This window comes from Planktothrix tepida PCC 9214, from assembly GCF_900009145.1.
Classification (GTDB): domain Bacteria; phylum Cyanobacteriota; class Cyanobacteriia; order Cyanobacteriales; family Microcoleaceae; genus Planktothrix; species Planktothrix tepida.
This window is the reverse complement of record NZ_LN889802.1, coordinates 352,225-370,534: the sequence shown is the minus strand read 5'-3', so window position 1 is coordinate 370,534 and position 18,310 is coordinate 352,225. Positions and strand designations below refer to the sequence as shown.

Annotated in this window: 17 protein-coding genes; 7 read left to right on the top strand and 10 right to left on the bottom strand. The window is 39.5% G+C overall.

Features of this window, described 5'->3' with window-relative positions:
* Window positions 1–152: 152 nt before the first annotated feature.
* Both PL9214_RS15925 and PL9214_RS15920 read left to right on the top strand, forming a co-directional pair.
* The gene (locus tag PL9214_RS15925; protein WP_072719751.1) at window positions 153–1,148 is read left to right on the top strand and encodes a polysaccharide deacetylase family protein; all 996 of its coding nucleotides are present in this window, start codon (window positions 153–155) and stop codon (window positions 1,146–1,148) included.
* Window positions 1,149–1,290: 142 nt separating this feature from the next.
* Window positions 1,291–1,746 carry a molybdenum cofactor biosynthesis protein MoaE gene (locus tag PL9214_RS15920; protein WP_186440389.1) on the top strand — a complete coding sequence of 152 codons (456 nt, stop codon included), beginning with the start codon at window positions 1,291–1,293 and terminating at the stop codon, window positions 1,744–1,746.
* Between the two features lie 259 nt (window positions 1,747–2,005).
* Here PL9214_RS15920 and PL9214_RS15915 read toward each other — a convergent pair whose 3' ends face one another.
* Window positions 2,006–2,476 (bottom strand): hypothetical protein, encoded by a 471-nt coding sequence (locus PL9214_RS15915; protein ID WP_072719750.1) that lies wholly within the window; start codon window positions 2,474–2,476, stop codon window positions 2,006–2,008.
* Between the two features lie 221 nt (window positions 2,477–2,697).
* On the opposite strand from PL9214_RS15915, the gene PL9214_RS15910 reads away from it, so the two are divergent.
* Window positions 2,698–3,309, top strand: a complete 612-nt coding sequence (locus PL9214_RS15910; protein WP_072719749.1) for a hypothetical protein — start codon at window positions 2,698–2,700, stop codon at window positions 3,307–3,309.
* 43 nt (window positions 3,310–3,352) lie between these two features.
* Complete coding sequence (locus tag PL9214_RS15905) at window positions 3,353–3,874, top strand: YbjN domain-containing protein (protein ID WP_245824262.1); 522 nt, start codon at window positions 3,353–3,355, stop codon at window positions 3,872–3,874.
* Between the two features lie 139 nt (window positions 3,875–4,013).
* Here the strand turns inward: PL9214_RS15905 and PL9214_RS15900 are convergent, their stop codons facing one another.
* Window positions 4,014–6,395 carry a putative PEP-binding protein gene (locus PL9214_RS15900; RefSeq protein ID WP_083580051.1) on the bottom strand — a complete coding sequence of 794 codons (2,382 nt, stop codon included), beginning with the start codon at window positions 6,393–6,395 and terminating at the stop codon, window positions 4,014–4,016.
* A 113-nt stretch (window positions 6,396–6,508) separates the two neighbouring features.
* Here PL9214_RS15900 and PL9214_RS15895 point away from each other — a divergent pair, with 113 nt between their 5' ends.
* The gene (locus PL9214_RS15895; protein WP_072719748.1) at window positions 6,509–7,189 is read left to right on the top strand and encodes a ComF family protein; all 681 of its coding nucleotides are present in this window, start codon (window positions 6,509–6,511) and stop codon (window positions 7,187–7,189) included.
* 198 nt (window positions 7,190–7,387) lie between these two features.
* Entirely contained in the window at window positions 7,388–8,095 is a 708-nt protein-coding gene (locus PL9214_RS15890) for a calcium-binding protein (RefSeq protein WP_072719747.1), read from the top strand.
* A gap of 120 nt (window positions 8,096–8,215) precedes the next feature.
* On the opposite strand, the gene ptsG is transcribed toward PL9214_RS15890, so the two are convergent.
* The 3 genes from ptsG to PL9214_RS15875 form a co-directional block, all read right to left on the bottom strand.
* Window positions 8,216–10,060: a glucose-specific PTS transporter subunit IIBC gene (gene ptsG / locus PL9214_RS15885; protein WP_072719746.1), complete on the bottom strand. Its 1,845-nt coding sequence runs from the start codon at window positions 10,058–10,060 to the stop codon at window positions 8,216–8,218.
* A 126-nt stretch (window positions 10,061–10,186) separates the two neighbouring features.
* The gene (gene ptsP / locus PL9214_RS15880) at window positions 10,187–12,730 is read right to left on the bottom strand and encodes a phosphoenolpyruvate--protein phosphotransferase (RefSeq protein WP_072719745.1); all 2,544 of its coding nucleotides are present in this window, start codon (window positions 12,728–12,730) and stop codon (window positions 10,187–10,189) included.
* 489 nt (window positions 12,731–13,219) lie between these two features.
* Window positions 13,220–13,783 (bottom strand): hypothetical protein, encoded by a 564-nt coding sequence (locus tag PL9214_RS15875; protein WP_072719744.1) that lies wholly within the window; start codon window positions 13,781–13,783, stop codon window positions 13,220–13,222.
* Window positions 13,784–13,853: 70 nt separating this feature from the next.
* Here PL9214_RS15875 and PL9214_RS15870 point away from each other — a divergent pair, with 70 nt between their 5' ends.
* The gene (locus tag PL9214_RS15870; RefSeq protein ID WP_072717485.1) at window positions 13,854–14,774 is read left to right on the top strand and encodes an IS5/IS1182 family transposase; all 921 of its coding nucleotides are present in this window, start codon (window positions 13,854–13,856) and stop codon (window positions 14,772–14,774) included.
* Window positions 14,775–14,833: 59 nt separating this feature from the next.
* Here the strand turns inward: PL9214_RS15870 and PL9214_RS15865 are convergent, their stop codons facing one another.
* The 5 genes from PL9214_RS15865 to PL9214_RS15845 form a co-directional block, all read right to left on the bottom strand.
* Entirely contained in the window at window positions 14,834–15,205 is a 372-nt protein-coding gene (locus PL9214_RS15865; protein WP_072719743.1) for a hypothetical protein, read from the bottom strand.
* Between the two features lie 91 nt (window positions 15,206–15,296).
* The gene (locus PL9214_RS33070) at window positions 15,297–15,566 is read right to left on the bottom strand and encodes a PIN domain-containing protein (protein WP_072719742.1); all 270 of its coding nucleotides are present in this window, start codon (window positions 15,564–15,566) and stop codon (window positions 15,297–15,299) included.
* The gene (locus tag PL9214_RS15855) at window positions 15,563–15,844 is read right to left on the bottom strand and encodes a type II toxin-antitoxin system Phd/YefM family antitoxin (RefSeq protein WP_072719741.1); all 282 of its coding nucleotides are present in this window, start codon (window positions 15,842–15,844) and stop codon (window positions 15,563–15,565) included. Before PL9214_RS15855 ends, PL9214_RS33070 begins: the two co-directional genes overlap by 4 nt.
* Window positions 15,845–15,893: 49 nt before the next feature.
* The gene (locus PL9214_RS15850; protein WP_072719740.1) at window positions 15,894–16,538 is read right to left on the bottom strand and encodes a Uma2 family endonuclease; all 645 of its coding nucleotides are present in this window, start codon (window positions 16,536–16,538) and stop codon (window positions 15,894–15,896) included.
* A 46-nt stretch (window positions 16,539–16,584) separates the two neighbouring features.
* Window positions 16,585–18,285: an ABC-F family ATP-binding cassette domain-containing protein gene (locus tag PL9214_RS15845; protein WP_072719739.1), complete on the bottom strand. Its 1,701-nt coding sequence runs from the start codon at window positions 18,283–18,285 to the stop codon at window positions 16,585–16,587.
* Window positions 18,286–18,310: the final 25 nt, after the last annotated feature.

The window sequence follows — 18,310 nt, the reverse complement described above, 5'->3', positions numbered from 1 at the left end:
CTCAAAATTCAGATGATTACGTTTGTAATCAGAGGCTTGACTTTTTATTGAAAATGTGCATCTCTGATGTCAAGGGTGAATCAGTTGGCTTTTTAGATGCGGTTCGATCACGCTCAATTCTAAAATTTATTTCCGTGTGAAGGAGTAATCTCGTGGCTCAGTACAGTCCTCTCTTACGACAACAAAAAGTGGCTTTATTTGCTCTTGTAGCAGCCATTGCTAGTTTTGCGATGGGTGTGATGTTACCCCTTAATCTGCGTGTAGAGCGAGCGACAAAACAAAGCCTTTCTGCTCGTTCTTCCCAACCCCCCAGGATTATTTCTAATATTACTGAAAAACTCAAAAATTCTTCCTCAGAAATACCTTCTCAACCCTTATCACAGTCGGGATTAAATCTTCAGAAAGCAATCACTCAACGAGTTGATAATGTCCAAAAAACCTTAGAACAATTGCAAACCCAACGCTTTAGTTATAGTATTCCCGAACAATTTCAAAGCCAAACCATTAAAGAAGTAACAATCCCTGGCGAACAAAAAGTAATTGCATTCACATTTGATGATGGCCCCTGGCCGAAAAGCACTCGCCAAATTTTAGATATTTTAGAAGAAAATAATATTAAAGCTACATTTTTCTGGGTGGGTTCGGCTTTAAAAAATCAGAAAGATATTGCGAAGGTAGTGGTTAACGAGGGTCATGTTGTAGGGAACCATACTTGGAGCCATCGTTATCAAAAATATAGTCCTTCTGGTGCCTCCGAAGAAATTGAAAGCACGGCTAAATTAATGGAAGACTTAACAGGAATTAACACTCCGATGTTCCGACCGCCAGGAGGTGTTTTAGATAACGGATTAGTGGATTATGCGTTTAAGCAAAATCATGTTAATATTATGTGGTCAGTGGATTCGCAGGATTGGAAATCTTCATCGGACAAAATTATTAGTAATGTTTTAAAACAAGCTAAATCCGGTGGAATTATTTTAATGCACGATGGGGGCGGAGATCGTTCAGCAACGGTAAAAGCTTTACCCATTGTCATCAAGAAACTTAAAGAGCAGGGTTATACATTTGTGACAATTCCTGAATTATTAAAACTGGCTGATCAAAAACCAGTTGAACAACCTCAGTCAACGGATAGCAGCCAACCCTAAATCAGAAATCATCGGAAAAAATGGATTAAAATAAGATGGATGTAGAAACCCGGTTTCGGATTGAAACTCTAAGCCAATTCATCCATTAATTTAGGAGCCAAAAGTTGTGATTGTTTCTAATGATTTGGAGAAGGATTTAACACTGATTCCTTCTCCGTTTCACGATAGTTTCTCGATTACAATTGCGCCTCTTTTATTGGAGGAGATTTATGCTTTAGCCGATGACCCCAGGAATGGTGCAATTGTGGTCATGAGTGGAATGGTGAGAAATCAAACCCAAGGTCAAGCCGTAGAATCTTTAGAATATCAAGCTTATCAACCGATGGCTTTAAAAGTATTTGAAAAAATTGCTACGGACATCCGCCAACAATGGTTAGATGTGACTCGTGTAGTGATTCATCATCGGGTTGGACGTTTAAGAATTGGTGAAATTAGTGTTTTAATTGCGGTGGGTTGTCCTCACCGTCGAGAAGCCTTTGAAGCTTGTCAATATGCAATTGATACTTTAAAACATACTGCACCTATTTGGAAAAAAGAACATTGGAAAGATGCTTCAAGTAGTTGGGTGAGTATTGGGGCTTGTGAAATTAATTGTTAAAGGGAACAGGGAATTACGAATTACGAATTACGAATTACGAATAGGGAATGGGAAAAAGTGATTAGCAACCCGGACAATTATTTGTAGAAAATATTGAAGCATGGAATATAGAATATAACTTCCCTCGCAACTTATAGCAGTCACGCCTGGAAGTTAGGACATAGACTGATGCTAAAATCTAAACCGTAAACTCCTCTTTTCCTACCTGTTCCCTGCGAAGCAAAGAGCCTGTCGAAGTGTTCCCTGTTCCCTGCTCTAATTAAAATGAGTAAACTCTTCCCTGTTCATCAATATAAATGGTACGTTCTTGATGGGGGTTTGCGGCACTGGTGGGGGTAATTTCAACCATTAATGTATTTTTGGGAATAACCCGGACACTATAAATTAATGGATAAGTATATTCGGGTGTGTTAATTAAAATTGTGCTAGTTTCTCCGGGATGACGTCCCACTCGAACTAAAAATTCTCCGGTTTTACCCGGTGCTAACTGTTGAGAATTATCATTGGCTAAGGCATAAACTAGGGTTTGGTCAGTTTTATTCCGCAGTCTCACCGTGATCAATTGACTGGGATCAACCGTTGCTTCTACCTTAGAGTCAGAAGGGGACACAGTATAGTCAGAAAACCTGTCAGGATAGTCAGAAAACCATTCAGCTAGACTTGAGGAAGCTAACCCTAAGCTGAGAGTCGTTACTAGGGTCGTTAAGATTAAAATACGAGATTTAAACATAAACTTACTTCAACGCAATCATACTTCCACTGATCCGCCTGTCAACCTTCGATCCGGAAAAGGGACATTGATTTTTAGACTGCAATTGAGGAAAAAACATGATATAGATCAGAAGTTGCATTATAATTCCACCAGAAGTAAGCTGAAAGCAACATCAACTGCTGCTGACAGCGTTAGTTCTCATGGTTTACATTGAGTCTTGATCCAGTCAATCCTAATTTATGTATTCAAAACTTGTGCGTCTGAATATTCCCAGTGGTTGGGCAATCACTCATAATACTTTTGGGGATGAAGATCCATTCATTCAAGATGGCCGTATTGTCAATGAGCAGTTTTATAATGAAAACCTGTTGATGATTCAACCCATTAAGTTTAATGGAACAGACTGGATTATTAATCAAACGGGCGATCGCTTAAAATTGGGCTGGTATCCCCACGCTAACCCGCAAGGAGCTTATCGGTTAGAATTATTAGCTGGAAATCCAGAGCAAGAAGGCTTAGAATTTCAGGCTAAAGAACGGGAAAAAATTCGTCAAGTCATTGAACAGTGTTTTCAGTTAATCACTCAGGGAGTTGATTTACAGGAAATTAAATGGGTGATTGAACGCCGGGATCAAACCTTTGAAAAGAATCCTCATTTACCCTTAGTCATTAGAAAAAAACTTCAAGATTATTATCGATATCGAAATCGATTTTATTATGGTCAGCTTTACTCTCTTTATTCCCCGATTTATTATGAATTAACTAATATTGCTTACCGCAGTGCCAAAGATAATAAAATTGCGTATAATATTCCAACGCAAGAAAACCGAACAATAGAGCGTAATTGTTGAAGTTAGTATTCATAGAATTTTGTAAAGATTAGGAAAATTAAGGATGTTTACTGTGTCAGAACAAAACCCTGAAGTACAAAACCCGGAATTAATGTCTCAAGAATACCCCAGTGATCGGGCTGTATTTGATGTTCTCATTGATTTTATGAACCTAGATGGTTGGGTTTATAGAGAAATTGAACATCGGCGAGTCTTGGCATTGGGAGTGGAAGGTAAAAATGGACGATTTGATTGTTATACAGTTGTCCGGGAAGCAGAACGACAAATTGCCGTTTATTCTATTTGCCCGGTGAAAGTTCCTGATTATAAACGTTATAATATGGCAGCGTTTATTACGATGCTTAATTATGGCACAGTGGTTGGAAACTTTGAACTGAATTTCCACGATGGTGAAGTTCGCTATAAAACCAGTTTAGATGCGGAAGATGCAGCACTCACTCCAGCATTTATTAAACATTTAATTTATACCAGCATCACAACAATGGATGACTATTTACCGGGGATTTTATCTGTGATTTACGGTAATATTTCACCTGAAGAAGCCTTTCAACGGACTCAATATTAAGAGGGAACAGCTTAACTGGGAACAGGGAACAGGGAACAGAAAAAATTGAAGGGGTTTTAGGATGTAGAATTGTCCTAAATTTATGCGTAGCATTATAACAGTTGCCCCCCTTTTTCCTCTTCTCCCCCTGTTTGCGGCTCTAAATCTGTTGGCGTGCAGCTTTAAGGAGAATGCGTTTTTCGGATTTGGCGATCGCGGTATGGGTGGATTCGACAGCATCTAAATTAACAGAAATCGATGTAATTCCCCAACGCACTAAATCTTCAATTAATTCAGGATATAAGGCGGGTGCATCGCCACAAATTGAACAAGGAATTTTGGCTTTTCTCGCCTTTTTAATGAACTGTTTTATCGCTTTTTTTAACGCAGGATGGCGTTCATATTCAATCTGATTGTCAGGAGAACTGTGGATTTGATTGCGATCAATTCCGAATAATAATTGCGTGAGATCATTCGTTCCAATAGAAATACCTTGCACTCCTGCTTTGACATAATCGGGTAATGAAAATAACAGCGATGGCACTTCTGCCATAATCCAAACTTGAAACTGAGGATAATGACTTAATCCTGAACTTTCAATGCGATAACGATAGATTAAAAACTCTTCAACGCAACGAATAAACGGTAAAATTAGATAAATGTTTTGATAACCGGATTCATATAATTGTAATAAAATTTTGAGTTCTAAATCGAATAAAGCGAGACGTTCTAGCGATGGGGAGTTTGAAACCGGAAAATTACCTTCCTCTTTTCCTGATTCGCGTAAATCTAACGCTCGATAATAGAGAGGTCGAGAAGATAAAATAATTGCCAGTTGATTCAGGGGCTCTACCATTCGTTGAATAAATGCGGGTTGGTGTTCTGGTTCAATCCAACGACTATAATTATAGAATTTGCTTCGGATTCCCTCAGAAACAGGGGAATGTTGAGGAAATTCTAAGACTTCAATCGCCATTAATTCTGAACGCAGTAAACCCACTCCATCAATGGGTAAAGAGTGGAGTCGATGTATAGAACTCGATTGACTAATATTGACCATCAACGGGGTCGCGTTCGGTATGAAGTGGGTTTCAAAGAAGTGTTGTTGCTGAAGACTTTGTTCTGATAACCCTTCATTCACCGAATGATCTTGTTCCATAAAATAAACTTCTCCGCGCTTGCCATCTACAAACACGGACTCACCTGTTTTAATTTGTACTGTTGCATTCACAATACCACAGACCGCAGGGATTCCCAGTTCTCGCGCCACAATTGCACCATGACTGGTCATTCCCCCTTGTTCAGCCACAATTCCCACACATTGCCTTAATAACGGTAAATAATCCCAAGTAATCGTAGGAACCACTAACACCGTATTATCGGGTAATTGGGAGGGAATAGAGTCTGGGGTAGTCAGGATGTAAGCAGTTCCGTTACATTGTCCAGAAGCGACCGCCAGTCCTTGAAAACGGGGTTGACGTTCAGAGGTAGACTCAGAATTCAACGGATGAGATAAAAGACGGATTTCAGGAGATCCAACCCCAGCGAGATATAATTGGGGTTCTGGGTTCTGGGACGATTGAAATAAACCCCAATGGAATTGGGTGATCACAGGTAAATCGTTGATAACCTGTTGAGTTCTTTCAATTAACTGTTGGAGTTGTTTCGGTGTCAGGGAAAATTCCGGTTGTTGTTCAGAAACTAAGGTGGCGTAAATCGGAAGTTGAGTAACTCCTGTTCCAAATTGCTTTTGAGGAATGGGATATTGGGTCGGTTGCTGCGGAGAAGATTTTAAATCATAGACAATTGTTTTAGAGCCTAAATGTTGATATTCAATCCTTGCGGTTTGGGGTTCAATTCTATAAAGATCAGGATAGTTCTCTCCCCAGAGTAGGGAGAATTCTAAACCCCAAGTTGAGTGAATTTCCCAAGCATCAGGCTGAATCTGAACCAATCCAGACGCGATTGCAGACTGAAGGGGTTGAACTAATACCGTAGGCTGTAAATCTTGTAATCGCAGACCACATCGTTGCCAATATAATAAACTTCTAGCCCGAAAAAATTCACAGTATGCTTGTTTAAGTCCTAATAAGGCGGCTTCAGCATCTCCCCAACAAATTACCGATTCTAATAGTCCTGATATGGGGGATTGATGGGGAATACTCAGGCTTGGATAAAATATCAATGCAGGTGTATTTAATGGGTTAATATAAGCTTGAATTTGTTGAACCCAAGATTCCGGTAAAGGGGTATCGATGAGTTGTTGACAAAGGTGTTGAGCGATCGCTTGTAATTGACGAGGTTGATTAACATCAAAATAAAGGGATGATTGGGGTAAATCCACAAACAAAGGTTCTAACCAGTCAATCGTTTGTAGAAATTCCCAGAATAATTGAGCCGTCACAACGAAACCCGGTAATATCGGATGACCTTGACGGAGTAAATGACTTAAATAGAACGCTTGCTCCCCGACAACTTCTCGATCAGAAGGTTGAATTTCGTCAAGCCAATAAAAATTATCCACGCCTTCAGCTAAGTTCACTAATTACTAATTGTGATATATGACAAACTGATTTTGGGGGTTAGCTGGGGGTCGGGTATTATAGCGCGTAGTGCTAGGGAACAGAAAACAGTCAACAGCAAACAGTCAACAGAATGATGAAAGCACTTTTAAACTTATTTCTTAAACCCAATTGTCCATTGTGTAACCGACCTGCTAATACAGAACTCTGTGATTATTGTCAACGACAGTTACTTCGCTGTCGATTTCCCCAAGGGACTAAATTTGCTACAGAAATACCGCTTTGTGTCTGGGGACAATATAAAGACGTTCTCAAGCGAGCGATCGCAGCCTTGAAGTATAATCATCATACAGAATTAGCTAAACCTTTAGGCTATGGATTAGCAGAAACTTGGTTATCGACTCCGAGGGAAATGTCGTCTGTTACAGTTGTACCGATTCCTTTACACGTCGCTAAATTAAAAAAACGGGGATTTAATCAAGCAGAACTCTTAGCGAAAAGTTTTTGTGAAATCACAGGTTTATCTCTAGTGGCTCACGGTTTAGAACGAATTAAAGAAACAGAAGCATTACATGAATTATCACCCGAACAACGGTTTAAAAAAATGCAAAGTGTCTTTAATTTAGGTCAAGATTTCCGTCGTCGCCGTCCCCCAGGTTCAGTCTTAATTTTAGATGATATTTATACCACAGGTGCAACCGTAAAAGCAGCCATTGATCAATTCCAACACGCTAAAATTCCGGTGGCGGGTGTTGTTGCGATCGCCACAACTCAAAAATCAGTAATCAGTAAATCAAAGAAATCCCGTGAATGAAGCAAAATAAAGATTTCCATTAGTTGACAACAAACAACAACTGCTTTATAACTAATGACTGATTACTTATACAGACGCGCCAAAAGCCTACGGCAATAGCCTTACGGCATGAACCAGCTTCGCCCAGGCACGTCTCTACACTGATAACTGATAACTGATAACTGATAACTGATAACTGATAACTGATAACTGATTAAAATGACTTTAATTTTAGGAACTACGTTAGCTGATAATCTCGCTGGATTTGTCGAAAACGATGAAATCTATGGTTTAGAAGGAGATGATACTCTACAAGGTCTTGCGGGTGATGATACGATTAATGGCAATCCGGGAAAAGACTTGATTTATGGCAACCCCGGAAATGATTTACTCTTTGGAGGAAAAGGAGACGATATTCTGATTGAAGAATCAGGCACTAATCAACTCTTTGGGAATTTAGGTTCAGACTACTTAGTTGGGGGAGTTAATAATGACTCTTTGTTTGGGGGGAAAGACCAAGATTTACTGGCAGGTGGAGGGGGGAATGATTATGTTTCTGGTGATGTTGGGGATGATTATGTAGCGGGTGTGGATGTTAATACTGCCAGTCCGGGATCGGGTGAAATTGATACCTTAGTGGGTGGAGCCGGATTTGATGCGTTTTATTTGGGAAGTTCTGATTCTACCAGTTATTATTCAACTGGAGGTTTAACGGATTTTGCGTTTATTACTGATTTTAAGGTTGGTGAAGATTACTTTGCTTATAAAACTGGGGATGTAATTACATTCAATGATTTAACATTATCAGGTTATGGAACAGGAGCCGGTATTTATGTTAACAAATCCGGTCAACAGGAATTAATTGCATTTTTACCGGGAGTACAAGCCAATCAACTTAATCTTAACCTGGATTTTACACCGATTTAAAGATTAGGAGTAGGGGCAATTCATGAATTACCCCTACATATTGAATTCCGCCTATATCAGTAAACAGTTATCAGTGATCAGTAATTCGTAATTCCCTGCTCCCTGTTCCCTATTAACTAATTACTGATTACTAATTTGGGCTGCATATTGTTGGGCTCCTAAACCGACTAATAAATGCAAGATCCCATCCGGTAAACGTAAAATTCCTTCTACACCTGCCGCTGTTAATGCCGCTTCATCAATTAGGGTATTATCAATCACTTGGACTCGTAATCGAGTTAAAGCAACTGCCTCAACCGTTTGAATATTCTGTTTTCCTCCGAGAGCAATAATGATATTTTGAATCCGATTTTTTGCCTCTACATCTAGGGTAATTGTAGGTGAAATTTCCTCATTTTGTATGGAATCAGCAGAAGCTGTTGCAGAGGGTGAACTTTCCACAATATCTGCTTCTGGGCCAGCCGTTTTGAGATATTCAATCATATCGGTTTTTAAGTTTTCTGAACGAGGGCCAAATATAGCTTGGGCGTTATTTCCAATTTCTAACACTCCCGATGCGCCTAACGCTTTCAGTCGGTCTTTATTGACCTTTTTCATATCCTTAACCGTGATGCGTAACCGAGTAATACAAGCATCTAATGTTGTAATATTACTGCGTCCTCCAAAAGCTCGTACCAGTTCCATTGCTAGACTACCTACTCCGGTTCCTAGGGCAATATTTTCTACTATTTCTACATCATCTTCTCGACCTGGGGTAGGTAAATTGAACTGTCGGATTCCAAAGTAAAACACACAGAAATATAAAGCGGCAAAAAATGGCCCTAAAGCGGGAATTAACCAAGCTTTTGTTCCTAAACTATTGAATAGGAAAAAGTCAATAAATCCCTGGGAAAAGGTAAATCCCATACGCCCACCGAGGGTAATAAATAACCAATCACAAAACCCTGCCATTAACGCATGAACTCCATATAAAGCTGGGGCGACAAACATAAATGAAAATTCAATCGGTTCGGTAATTCCGGTTAGAAAAGAGGTAAAAGCTGCGGAGATCATAATCCCTCCCGTTACCACCCGATTTTTGGGTTTTGCAGCCCGCCAAATGGCAATGGCAGCAGCAGGTAAACCGAACATTTTAAACCAATAAGCACCCCCTAGAATTCCGGCTGTTGGGTCACCTGCAAAGAAGCGATTAATATCTCCGGTAACGACTCGGTTTGTAATCGGATCAGTAAAGGAACCAATTTGAAAGAAGAACGGAACATTCCAAATATGATGTAATCCAAAGGGCAATAATAAGCGTTCTACAACCCCATAAATTGCGGCGGTAATACTAACATTATTTCCCGATGCAGCCGCATTTGCAGCCGCAGAAATCGCGTCTCCAATGGGGGGCCAGATCACGCTCATTAAAATTCCCATTGCGATCGCTGCAAAGGACGTAATAATGGGAACAAATCGTTTTCCGGCAAAAAATCCTAAATATTGTGGGAGTTGAATTCGGAAAAATCGGTTAAATAAATAAGCTGCAACACAGCCCATAATTAAACCCCCAAATACCCCCGTATCTAACGAAGAAATCCCCATGACTTTGACTAAATCGTCGGGATTCATGCCAAATAAAGTGGTAGAAGCTGCCCCCAATGAAGCCACAAAAACAACGAATCCAACGGTCGCAGCTAAGGCAGAAACCCCATCATTTTCAGCAAATCCAATAGCAACGGAAATCGCAAAAATAATCGGTAAATTGCCAAAAATAGCATCCCCGGAATTCTTCATAATGGTGGCTAACCAATCAGGTAACCACCAAAATTTAGGGGAGGTAATCGTTCCCGATGCCAAGTTTTGCAATTCAATTAAACGAGCACTCCCCAATCCCAATAATAAACCAGCAATGGGTAACACAGAAACGGGAAGCATTAAAGACTTTCCCATTTTTTGTAATAAAGCAAAAGCGTTTTTTAGCATTGTTTTTCTTAAGTAGTGAGCCCTTCAGGGCTCTATCAAATGTAGTGAGTCCTTCAGGACTCTATCAGATTTGTTACTGATAACTGATAACTGCTACAGACGCGCCATGGCACGTCTCTACACTGATTAAAGCACCCGAACATCTGCTCCTGTTTCTGCGTTTAATGCTTTTTGGGCTAATTCTTGACATTGAACTAAACTTAATTCTCGGATTTGTGCCTTAATACTAGGAATATTGGGAACACTGACACTTAATTCCTTAACGCCTAAACCAATTAATAATGGAATTGCTTGCGGATCACTGGCTATGCCACCACAAACACCTACCCATTTTCCCTGTTTAGTTGCTCCTTTTACGGTTAAATCAATTAATCTTAAAATAGCGGGATTTAAGCCATCAACATAAGGAGCAAGTTTTGGATGTCCTCGATCCATTGCTAAAGTATATTGGGTTAAATCATTGGTTCCAATAGAGAAGAAATCAACTTCTTGGGCAAACTGTTCAGCCATCATTGCTGCGGCTGGAATTTCTACCATAATTCCCACAGAAACCGCCAGAGCATTTAACTTTTCTCGTTCTTCTTCTAACATGGCTTTTGCCATTTTTATTTCTTCTAATCTCGCAATCATGGGAAACATAATTTTCAGATTTCCCGAAGACGCTGATCTCAGAATGGCTCTTAACTGGGTTCTTAAAATTTCAGGACGATCAAACCCAACTCGAATGCCTCTTTCTCCTAAAAATGGGTTTTCTTCATGGGGAATGGGTAAATAAGGTAAAGGTTTATCTCCCCCAACATCTAACGTCCGAATAATTAACGGTCTTTCCTTTCCTAAAACTTCAGCAATACTGCTATAAATCTCGGTTTGTTCGTCTTCTGTGGGAGCCGATGAGCGATCCATAAAAATAAATTCGGTTCGCAATAAACCCACCCCTTCTCCGCCTAATTGAACGGCAGTTTCTGCATCTAGTTGGTTGCCAATATTTGCCACAATTTCCATTCGATACCCATCCGTTGTGATGGCGGGTTTCATCGCATTAGCTACATCCTGTTCTCGCTTTTTAGCAATTTCAATTTGTAAGGTTTTCACCTCTTCCATTTCTGCGGAAGTTGGGTTTAGCTGCAACGTTCCTTTATTGCCATCTAAAATCACCCAAGTTCCATCAGGTAAATCTAACACTTGGGGTTCCGTTCCTGCGATCGCTGGAATTCCCATTGAACGAGCTAAAATCGCAACGTGAGAAGTCGCTCCCCCCGCAACAGTACAAAATCCAATCACTTTAGATCGATCTAACGTTGCCATATCTGAAGGTGTTAAATCTTCAGCAATCAAGATAGTATTATCGGGATAAATAGGCCCGGTTGAATTGACTCCTGTAAGAATTCTGAGTACCCGTTGTCCCACATCTCGGACATCATTTGCCCGTTGAGATAACAATTCATTTTGTAATTTTGCTAATTGTTCTGCACTATTGGTAAAGGTTTGTTTCCAGGCAAAAGCGGCACTTTTTCCCTTATCAATGGTACTGGTTGCAATATCAATTAATTCGGGATCTTCTAATAATTCTTGATGAGCGGCAAAAATCGCCGATTTACTCGGATCACCTTGTCCATGTACATTAGCGCGTAACGCTTCTACCTCTAATTGGGCTTGTTTAATGGCGGCTTCTAGTTTACGCCGTTCTGAATTGGGGTTTTCGCCCCGTTCTTTCACCTCAATCTCCTGTTCCCGAACTCGGAACGTCTGACCGACAGCTACCCCGGAGGATGCTGCTACCCCTAAAATTAGATTGGGATCATCAGAACGGCGACGGGGAGGCGGTGCTGAGATGTCCCCTTGAGCAACACTCGCAGGTGCAGCAATGGGGACTGTTCCTTCTTCTCCTAAACCGGAACGGATGGCATCGCAGAGTTCGGCGATCGCTTCTGCTGCATCTAGCCCTTGGGCGACTAAAACCACCCGATCTCCGTGATTAACTTCTAACCCCATTAACCCAACAACGCTGCGAATATTGGCGTCTTGATCGCCCCGTTGTAACCGAATTTTCGATTGATATTTTTTGGCTAAATTGGCTAAGACAGCCGAAGGTCTAGCGTGTAATCCTGTGGGATTAGGAATAATAATTTCATCGGAAGTAATGGTCTGATTAGAAGTAGGAGTCTGCTTTTTAACGGTTGTGGACAAAATGAGTTTTAAAATCACCGTTTCGCCAGCAATAACATTGCCAGAATTTGCCTGAAAATTTGCCACTTCCTCACTATTTGTAATTACAATTTGAGTGAGCAAACTTTTAGCATGAAGGGCAACATAATCAATATCAAATTCAATTAAGGGATCACCGGTTTGAATGCGATCGCCCATTTTAACTTTAGGCTTAAACCCTTCACCCCGCAATGTAACGGTATCTAAACCAATGTGCATCAATATTTCTAACCCTTCTGCTGTTTTGAGAGTGACAGCATGATGGGAGGGATGGAGTTGTATAACTTCCCCATCACAAGGGGCTATTAAAACTTGACTCACCGGGTCAATTGAAATCCCATCCCCAACCATTTTTTGAGCAAATACCGGGTCAGGAACTTGTTCAAGGGGGAGAATATATCCCGATAAAGGTGCTTTTAAGACAACGCCAGTCCCTTGAGAAACTGGTATTCCAGTATTGATCATTATTAAGTCCTGTTTCAATTTAAGTTTTTTAAGCTGTTGTGGGTTGTCAAACCCAAGATATTGTTTAAGATACAGCGAGCTTTTCTGTGTTGTTCAAAAATTCTTATTTTTTTTTAATCTGCAACAATTCTTAATATAAAAAAATCAATTTCAAGTCGCAATAAAACCTATAAGGCTCTCCTGTCGTTAGGGTGATTTGGATTTCCATCTTAGTATTTCACTGTAATTTTCTCAAGTTTAGGGCTTAATTCGGTTAAAAGCAAAGACTGATTGAAAATCCGTATATTTACTGTTGTTTCCGAGAATAATTATCTGTATTCTAAGGGCTAGAAGGTTCTAGGATACCTTAAATTTTACTATCCTGTTTTTTGTTGGTTTTAAACGAAGTTAGCCCTCACTAATATTTTTGATTTTATCGAATTATTAATGAGTGTAATTTTTCTATTAATTCCACTTCTAATAATAGAAGCGACTTCAGTAATCTAGTATTTAATCATCATCGTCACTCATTTCATTTGGAGAAGTCATTGCTTCATTCCAGCTACTAATAATCCAAGGCTTAAGCTGATCCGCTCTAGGTACTACTGGTCGAATATTGCCATAATAGGATGTTTGTTTGAGTGGATTCATTACCGTTCTAACCAGTAGAGGAAACTGACCTGACCGAACTTCTAAAGGCGCAATTAAATCGGGAGTTTTGGTAATATTTTCTTGGCTCTTTAGATAAACAGGGATAAAATACTGCATTTTTCCATAATACCAACAAGGCTGATACAACTCCCTGTGTATAGACCATTGAATTGCACCATTTAATGCACATATTTGAGTCACCGTGCTGGCTGGAGCAAGAAATTCTATTCTCTCGACATTATCACGGAGTATATGTTCATCTTTCACCACAATTTCATTACCCCTGGGGATTTCAGGCGCTTTTGGTACTTCTGGCGGTGGTGGCAATTCCACATCATCACTGAAATTTTCTCCAGTTCCAGCATATGTTAATGCCCAAGGTGGTAGACTGTTACGTTGATTTGGTTCAAACTTTAAATACAATAGACATCTCCAAAATAGAAAAAAGGAGGGGTAAAAAGATGATAAAATTAAATTTTACCCCGGATTAGAGATGAGTAAATTAAGAGACTATCTGGACAAGAATCCCCAGCAAGCAAAAAGGCTATTAGGGATGGAATATGAACAGATGATAGAACTCATTCAAGCTGCGGAGTTATTAGAAGAAGAAAAACGACAGGAAAAAGAAAAAACTAAAATCAGGTTGATTAAAGCAGGTGGGGGTCGTCGGCAGAAATTATCTGTGGAGGAACAAATCTTACTGACTCTAATTTATCTGCATCAAATGCCGACATTTCAAATGTTAGGGTTACAGTTTGAAGTCAGTGAATCAACAGCGAATGATATTTTCCATAACTGGATAAAAATCTTGAGAGAATTACTACCAGCGAGTTTGCTAGAGCAAGTAAAAAAAAACGAGAGTGATTGGGAGTGGGTAGAAAAAATTCTGGTGGAATTTGAGTTAGTAGTAGATAGCTATGAACAGCCCAGGGAAAGACCAACAGACAATGAAGAGCAGAAAAAATATTACTCAGGAAAGAAAAAGACACATACCTTTAAAAATCAAGTCATTGTCATGCCAAATGGAAAAGAAATAGTGGATGTAGCTGTGGGTTATACCGGAGCAACAAGTGATCTGAAATTGTGGAGAGAAAGAAGCCAGGAATTGGGGAATAATCAAAAATACAGAGGGGATAAAGCTTATGTAGGAGAAACAGCAATTAATACACCGTATAAGAAACCGAGGAATCAAGAGATGTCGGCGGAAAAGCGAGAAGAAAATCGGTTAAAAGCCCAACAAAGGATTGTAGTTGAACATTTAATAAGACTGATAAAAATTTATCGAGTTGCTTCAGAAAGATTTCGGTTAAAGAGGCAAAATTATGAAGCAGTAATCTTGACAGTATGTGGATTAATAAGATGGCGAATAGGAGCGATTGTATTACCATCTAAGAATTGCCCAGAATTCTTTTGAGAAATAATTGTATATCAGAGATAAAATTCATTAGTTATTATTAATGTGACTGAAAAAGCCTATGAATCCGTTACTTTTGGAGAAGCCGGCACAGGAGTGCTAGAGATTCCAAAAGTAGCGATAGAGGGCATTTGGAGATTTTCGGAGATGTCTAATGGAACATTATATCGATTTCTTAACAAGCCAGCCGCGACGATAAAACCACCTTGATACTCTATAAATTTCCCTTGTTCTATACTCCAATAAAGGGTAACTGCTATGTATTTATCCAAAACATTCAACTCTCTTCCCCAATTCTCGTGAAGTGACTGGTCATTTAGTTCATTTACAGCTCTTGGAGTAACCAAGCTAAAATTATAAAGACAGTCTCTTACTAAACGCTGGGTTCTTGGTGAACCATATTGCTCCAATAAGTCTTCTTTCTTAATCATCAATCTATTTCCTTACATATACATGGTTAGAGTTTAATCCCGCCTACCCTTAATAACAAGGAGAATAAACTAATAGTAAACTTAACAGCAATTAAAAGTCAAGGAAAAAATTAAACGTCTTATCGCTATTATATGAAAGAATTGGAATATTTGGCTCGACTATTTCGTGAAGATACTGTTCAATTCTCTCTCTTCTTTTAGAAATAGGTAAACGATAGCAACCGAAAACTAATTCGTGCCAAGTAACGGTGGCAATAGAAACTTCCTCCTGATATTGTTGCAACCTGGAGATGATAACTGGATTGGGTTCCAGTTTTAAGGGTTCAGATATAATGTTAGTATCAAGTAAGAAGCGGTTCACAGGTTCACCTCACGTCCAGGGGACTTGTCGCGGACATTTTTCCACACTTCATCGGGGTCAATTTCGATGCCTTCTTCGATCATTTCTTGGCGAAATTGTTGAAGAGATTCCCAGAAACCAGGAGCTTTATTGACTAATCGTTCATATTCTGTTGTCGAAAGAATCACGGCGATTTGTTGACCTTGGCGTGTAATTTCAATGGGTTCACCTTGTTCGACTTCCTGAATAATTTTATTCAGGTTAACAGGTATTTGTTCAATTGAATATTGCTGAGACATTACGTTTCACCTCCATATTAGTTTTGACCTCACCTCAACCCATTGCCTTTTAGGAGAGGCGGCTAGGGAGAGAAGTTCTAAGGTCGCGTAACATTTTGCTTGTTCCTAAATCAATTGCTTTTGGTACCAGTTGGGGAATAATTTCTGTTAGGGATAACTCAGGAAAAATCCGACTATTAACCGTTTCAGTATAGCTTTGATCACAAAGCAAATAAATTTTTAACTGTTGATTTTCATAAATCCAAACTTCAGGAACTCCGATAGCTTCGTAGGCTTCTAATGTTGTTTTAGAAGTAACATCTGCTTCTATTGCTAAGTCTGGGGGTGGATACTGTTTTAAATCTAAACGAGTACAACCTTGCACCCGTTGAGCGTTTTCGATATAAAAGCAGGTATCCGGTTCTATCCCAGCAAGGGGTGGACGTTTGAGCGTCGTTGAACCAAAATCCTCCCAGTCCCGCCCTTGAATATCTAAAATTGCTTTAACGATATCGGCGATAATCCGGTGGGGACGATCAGGTCGTGCCAAAGGAGACATAATTTCTAAGGTTCCTCGGTAGTAAGTAACGCGACTGTTACGTTTTTCTCCCAAATCGATCAAAATTTGTTCAAAATCTTGCCAAGATAGGTTAGAAATAGTAATCTGGCTACCCGGAGTGAGTTTAATCGCTTGAATTGGAAAAGTTACACTCATGTTTTTGTCCCCATTTCTGCGTTTTTTCTTCAATTTTGGAGAGTCATCATTTCCCTTTAGCCTTAGCTTTTTTCTTCGCATCCTTAGCTGCTTTTTTAGCGGCTTTCTCAGCTTCCAATTTAGCTAAACGCGCTTGTTCTTTTTCTTCTTCCAGCTTATCGAGATAATAATGATAATCCCCTAAATAAACCCGAAACTCTCCATCTCGAATTTCAACAATTTTATTAGCAACGCGAGAAATAAAATAACGGTCATGGGAAACAATTAAAACCGTACCCTCATAATGTTGTAAAGCTTCCTCCAACATTTCCTTCGCCGGAATATCTAAATGGTTTGTGGGTTCATCTAAAATTAAACAATTCACGGGTTGCAGTAATAATTTCGCTAAAGCTAAACGCGCTTTTTCCCCTCCACTTAACGCCCCAACTTGTTTAAAAACCGTATCTCCGCTAAATAAAAACCGTCCTAATAAAGTCCGAACTTCTTCATTTTTCCACTCAGGAACTTCATCATGAATGGTTTCCATAACCGTTTTTTCTAAATCCAAAGCTTCCGCTTGATTCTGTTCAAAATAGCCCGGAATAACATTATGTTCCCCTAAACTAACAGTGCCTTCTGTGGGTGCTTCTAACCCCATAATTAAACGCAGTAAGGTCGATTTTCCACACCCATTCGGCCCTAAAAAGGCAATGCGATCGCCCCGTTCAACTAATAATTCTGTCCCTAAAAATAAGATTTTTTCATCATAAAAATGAGTTAAATCTTTAATATTTACCACTTCTCGACCACTTCTCACCGCCGACGGAAACCGGAATTTTAAGGTGGGGGAATAGGACGTAGGAGCTTCAATTCGTTCTATTTTATCCAGTTGTTTTTCACGGCTTTTTGCTTGGGTACTGCGGGTGGCACTAGCTCGAAATCGTTCAATAAAAGCCTGTTGTTTTTCTAACTCTTTTTGCTGCCGTTCATAGGCACTTAATTGAGCTAATTCCGCTTCTTCTTTTTGTTGTAAATAAGCTGAATAATTCCCTAAATAGGTTTTAGAAACTCCCTGTTCTGTTTCCACAATTTGAGTACAAAGACGATCTAAAAATTCTCGGTCATGGGAAACAATTACCATCGGCGTTGTTAAGCCTTTGAGATAGGTTTCTAACCATTCAATTGTTTCTAAATCTAAATGGTTGGTCGGTTCATCTAATAATAATAAATCCGGTTCTTGAAGTAAAATTTTTCCTAAACTCATTCGCATTTGCCAACCGCCACTAAAGGCACTAACTAAGCGATCGCCATCTTCTGAATCAAACCCCATTTCCGGTAATATTTTCTCAATTTGAGACTCCAATGTATACCCGCCAATGGCTTCCAATTCTCGATGTAAACGATCTAATTTTTTAATTAATCGATCTAACTCCTCTGGAGTTGCTGTTTGCATTTCATGTTGTACCTGTGTCAAAGATTCATGAATCTGATTTGCAGCTTCAAAAACTGTCCAAAACTCTTCCCGAACCGTATGAGTGGGATTAACTTCAAATTCTTGGGTTAAATAGGCAATTTTTAAACTTGCTGGACGAATAATTTCCCCAGAAGTCGGTTCCATTTCCCCCGCAATAATTTTTAATTGAGTTGATTTTCCCGCCCCATTCACCCCAACTAAACCCACGCGATCGCCCGGTTTTACTTCCCAATTAATATCTTTAAGAACTAAACCTGTAGAATAAATTTTACTGATATGTTCAAGTCGTAACATTTTAATTTCCTTGAGTATAATTGTT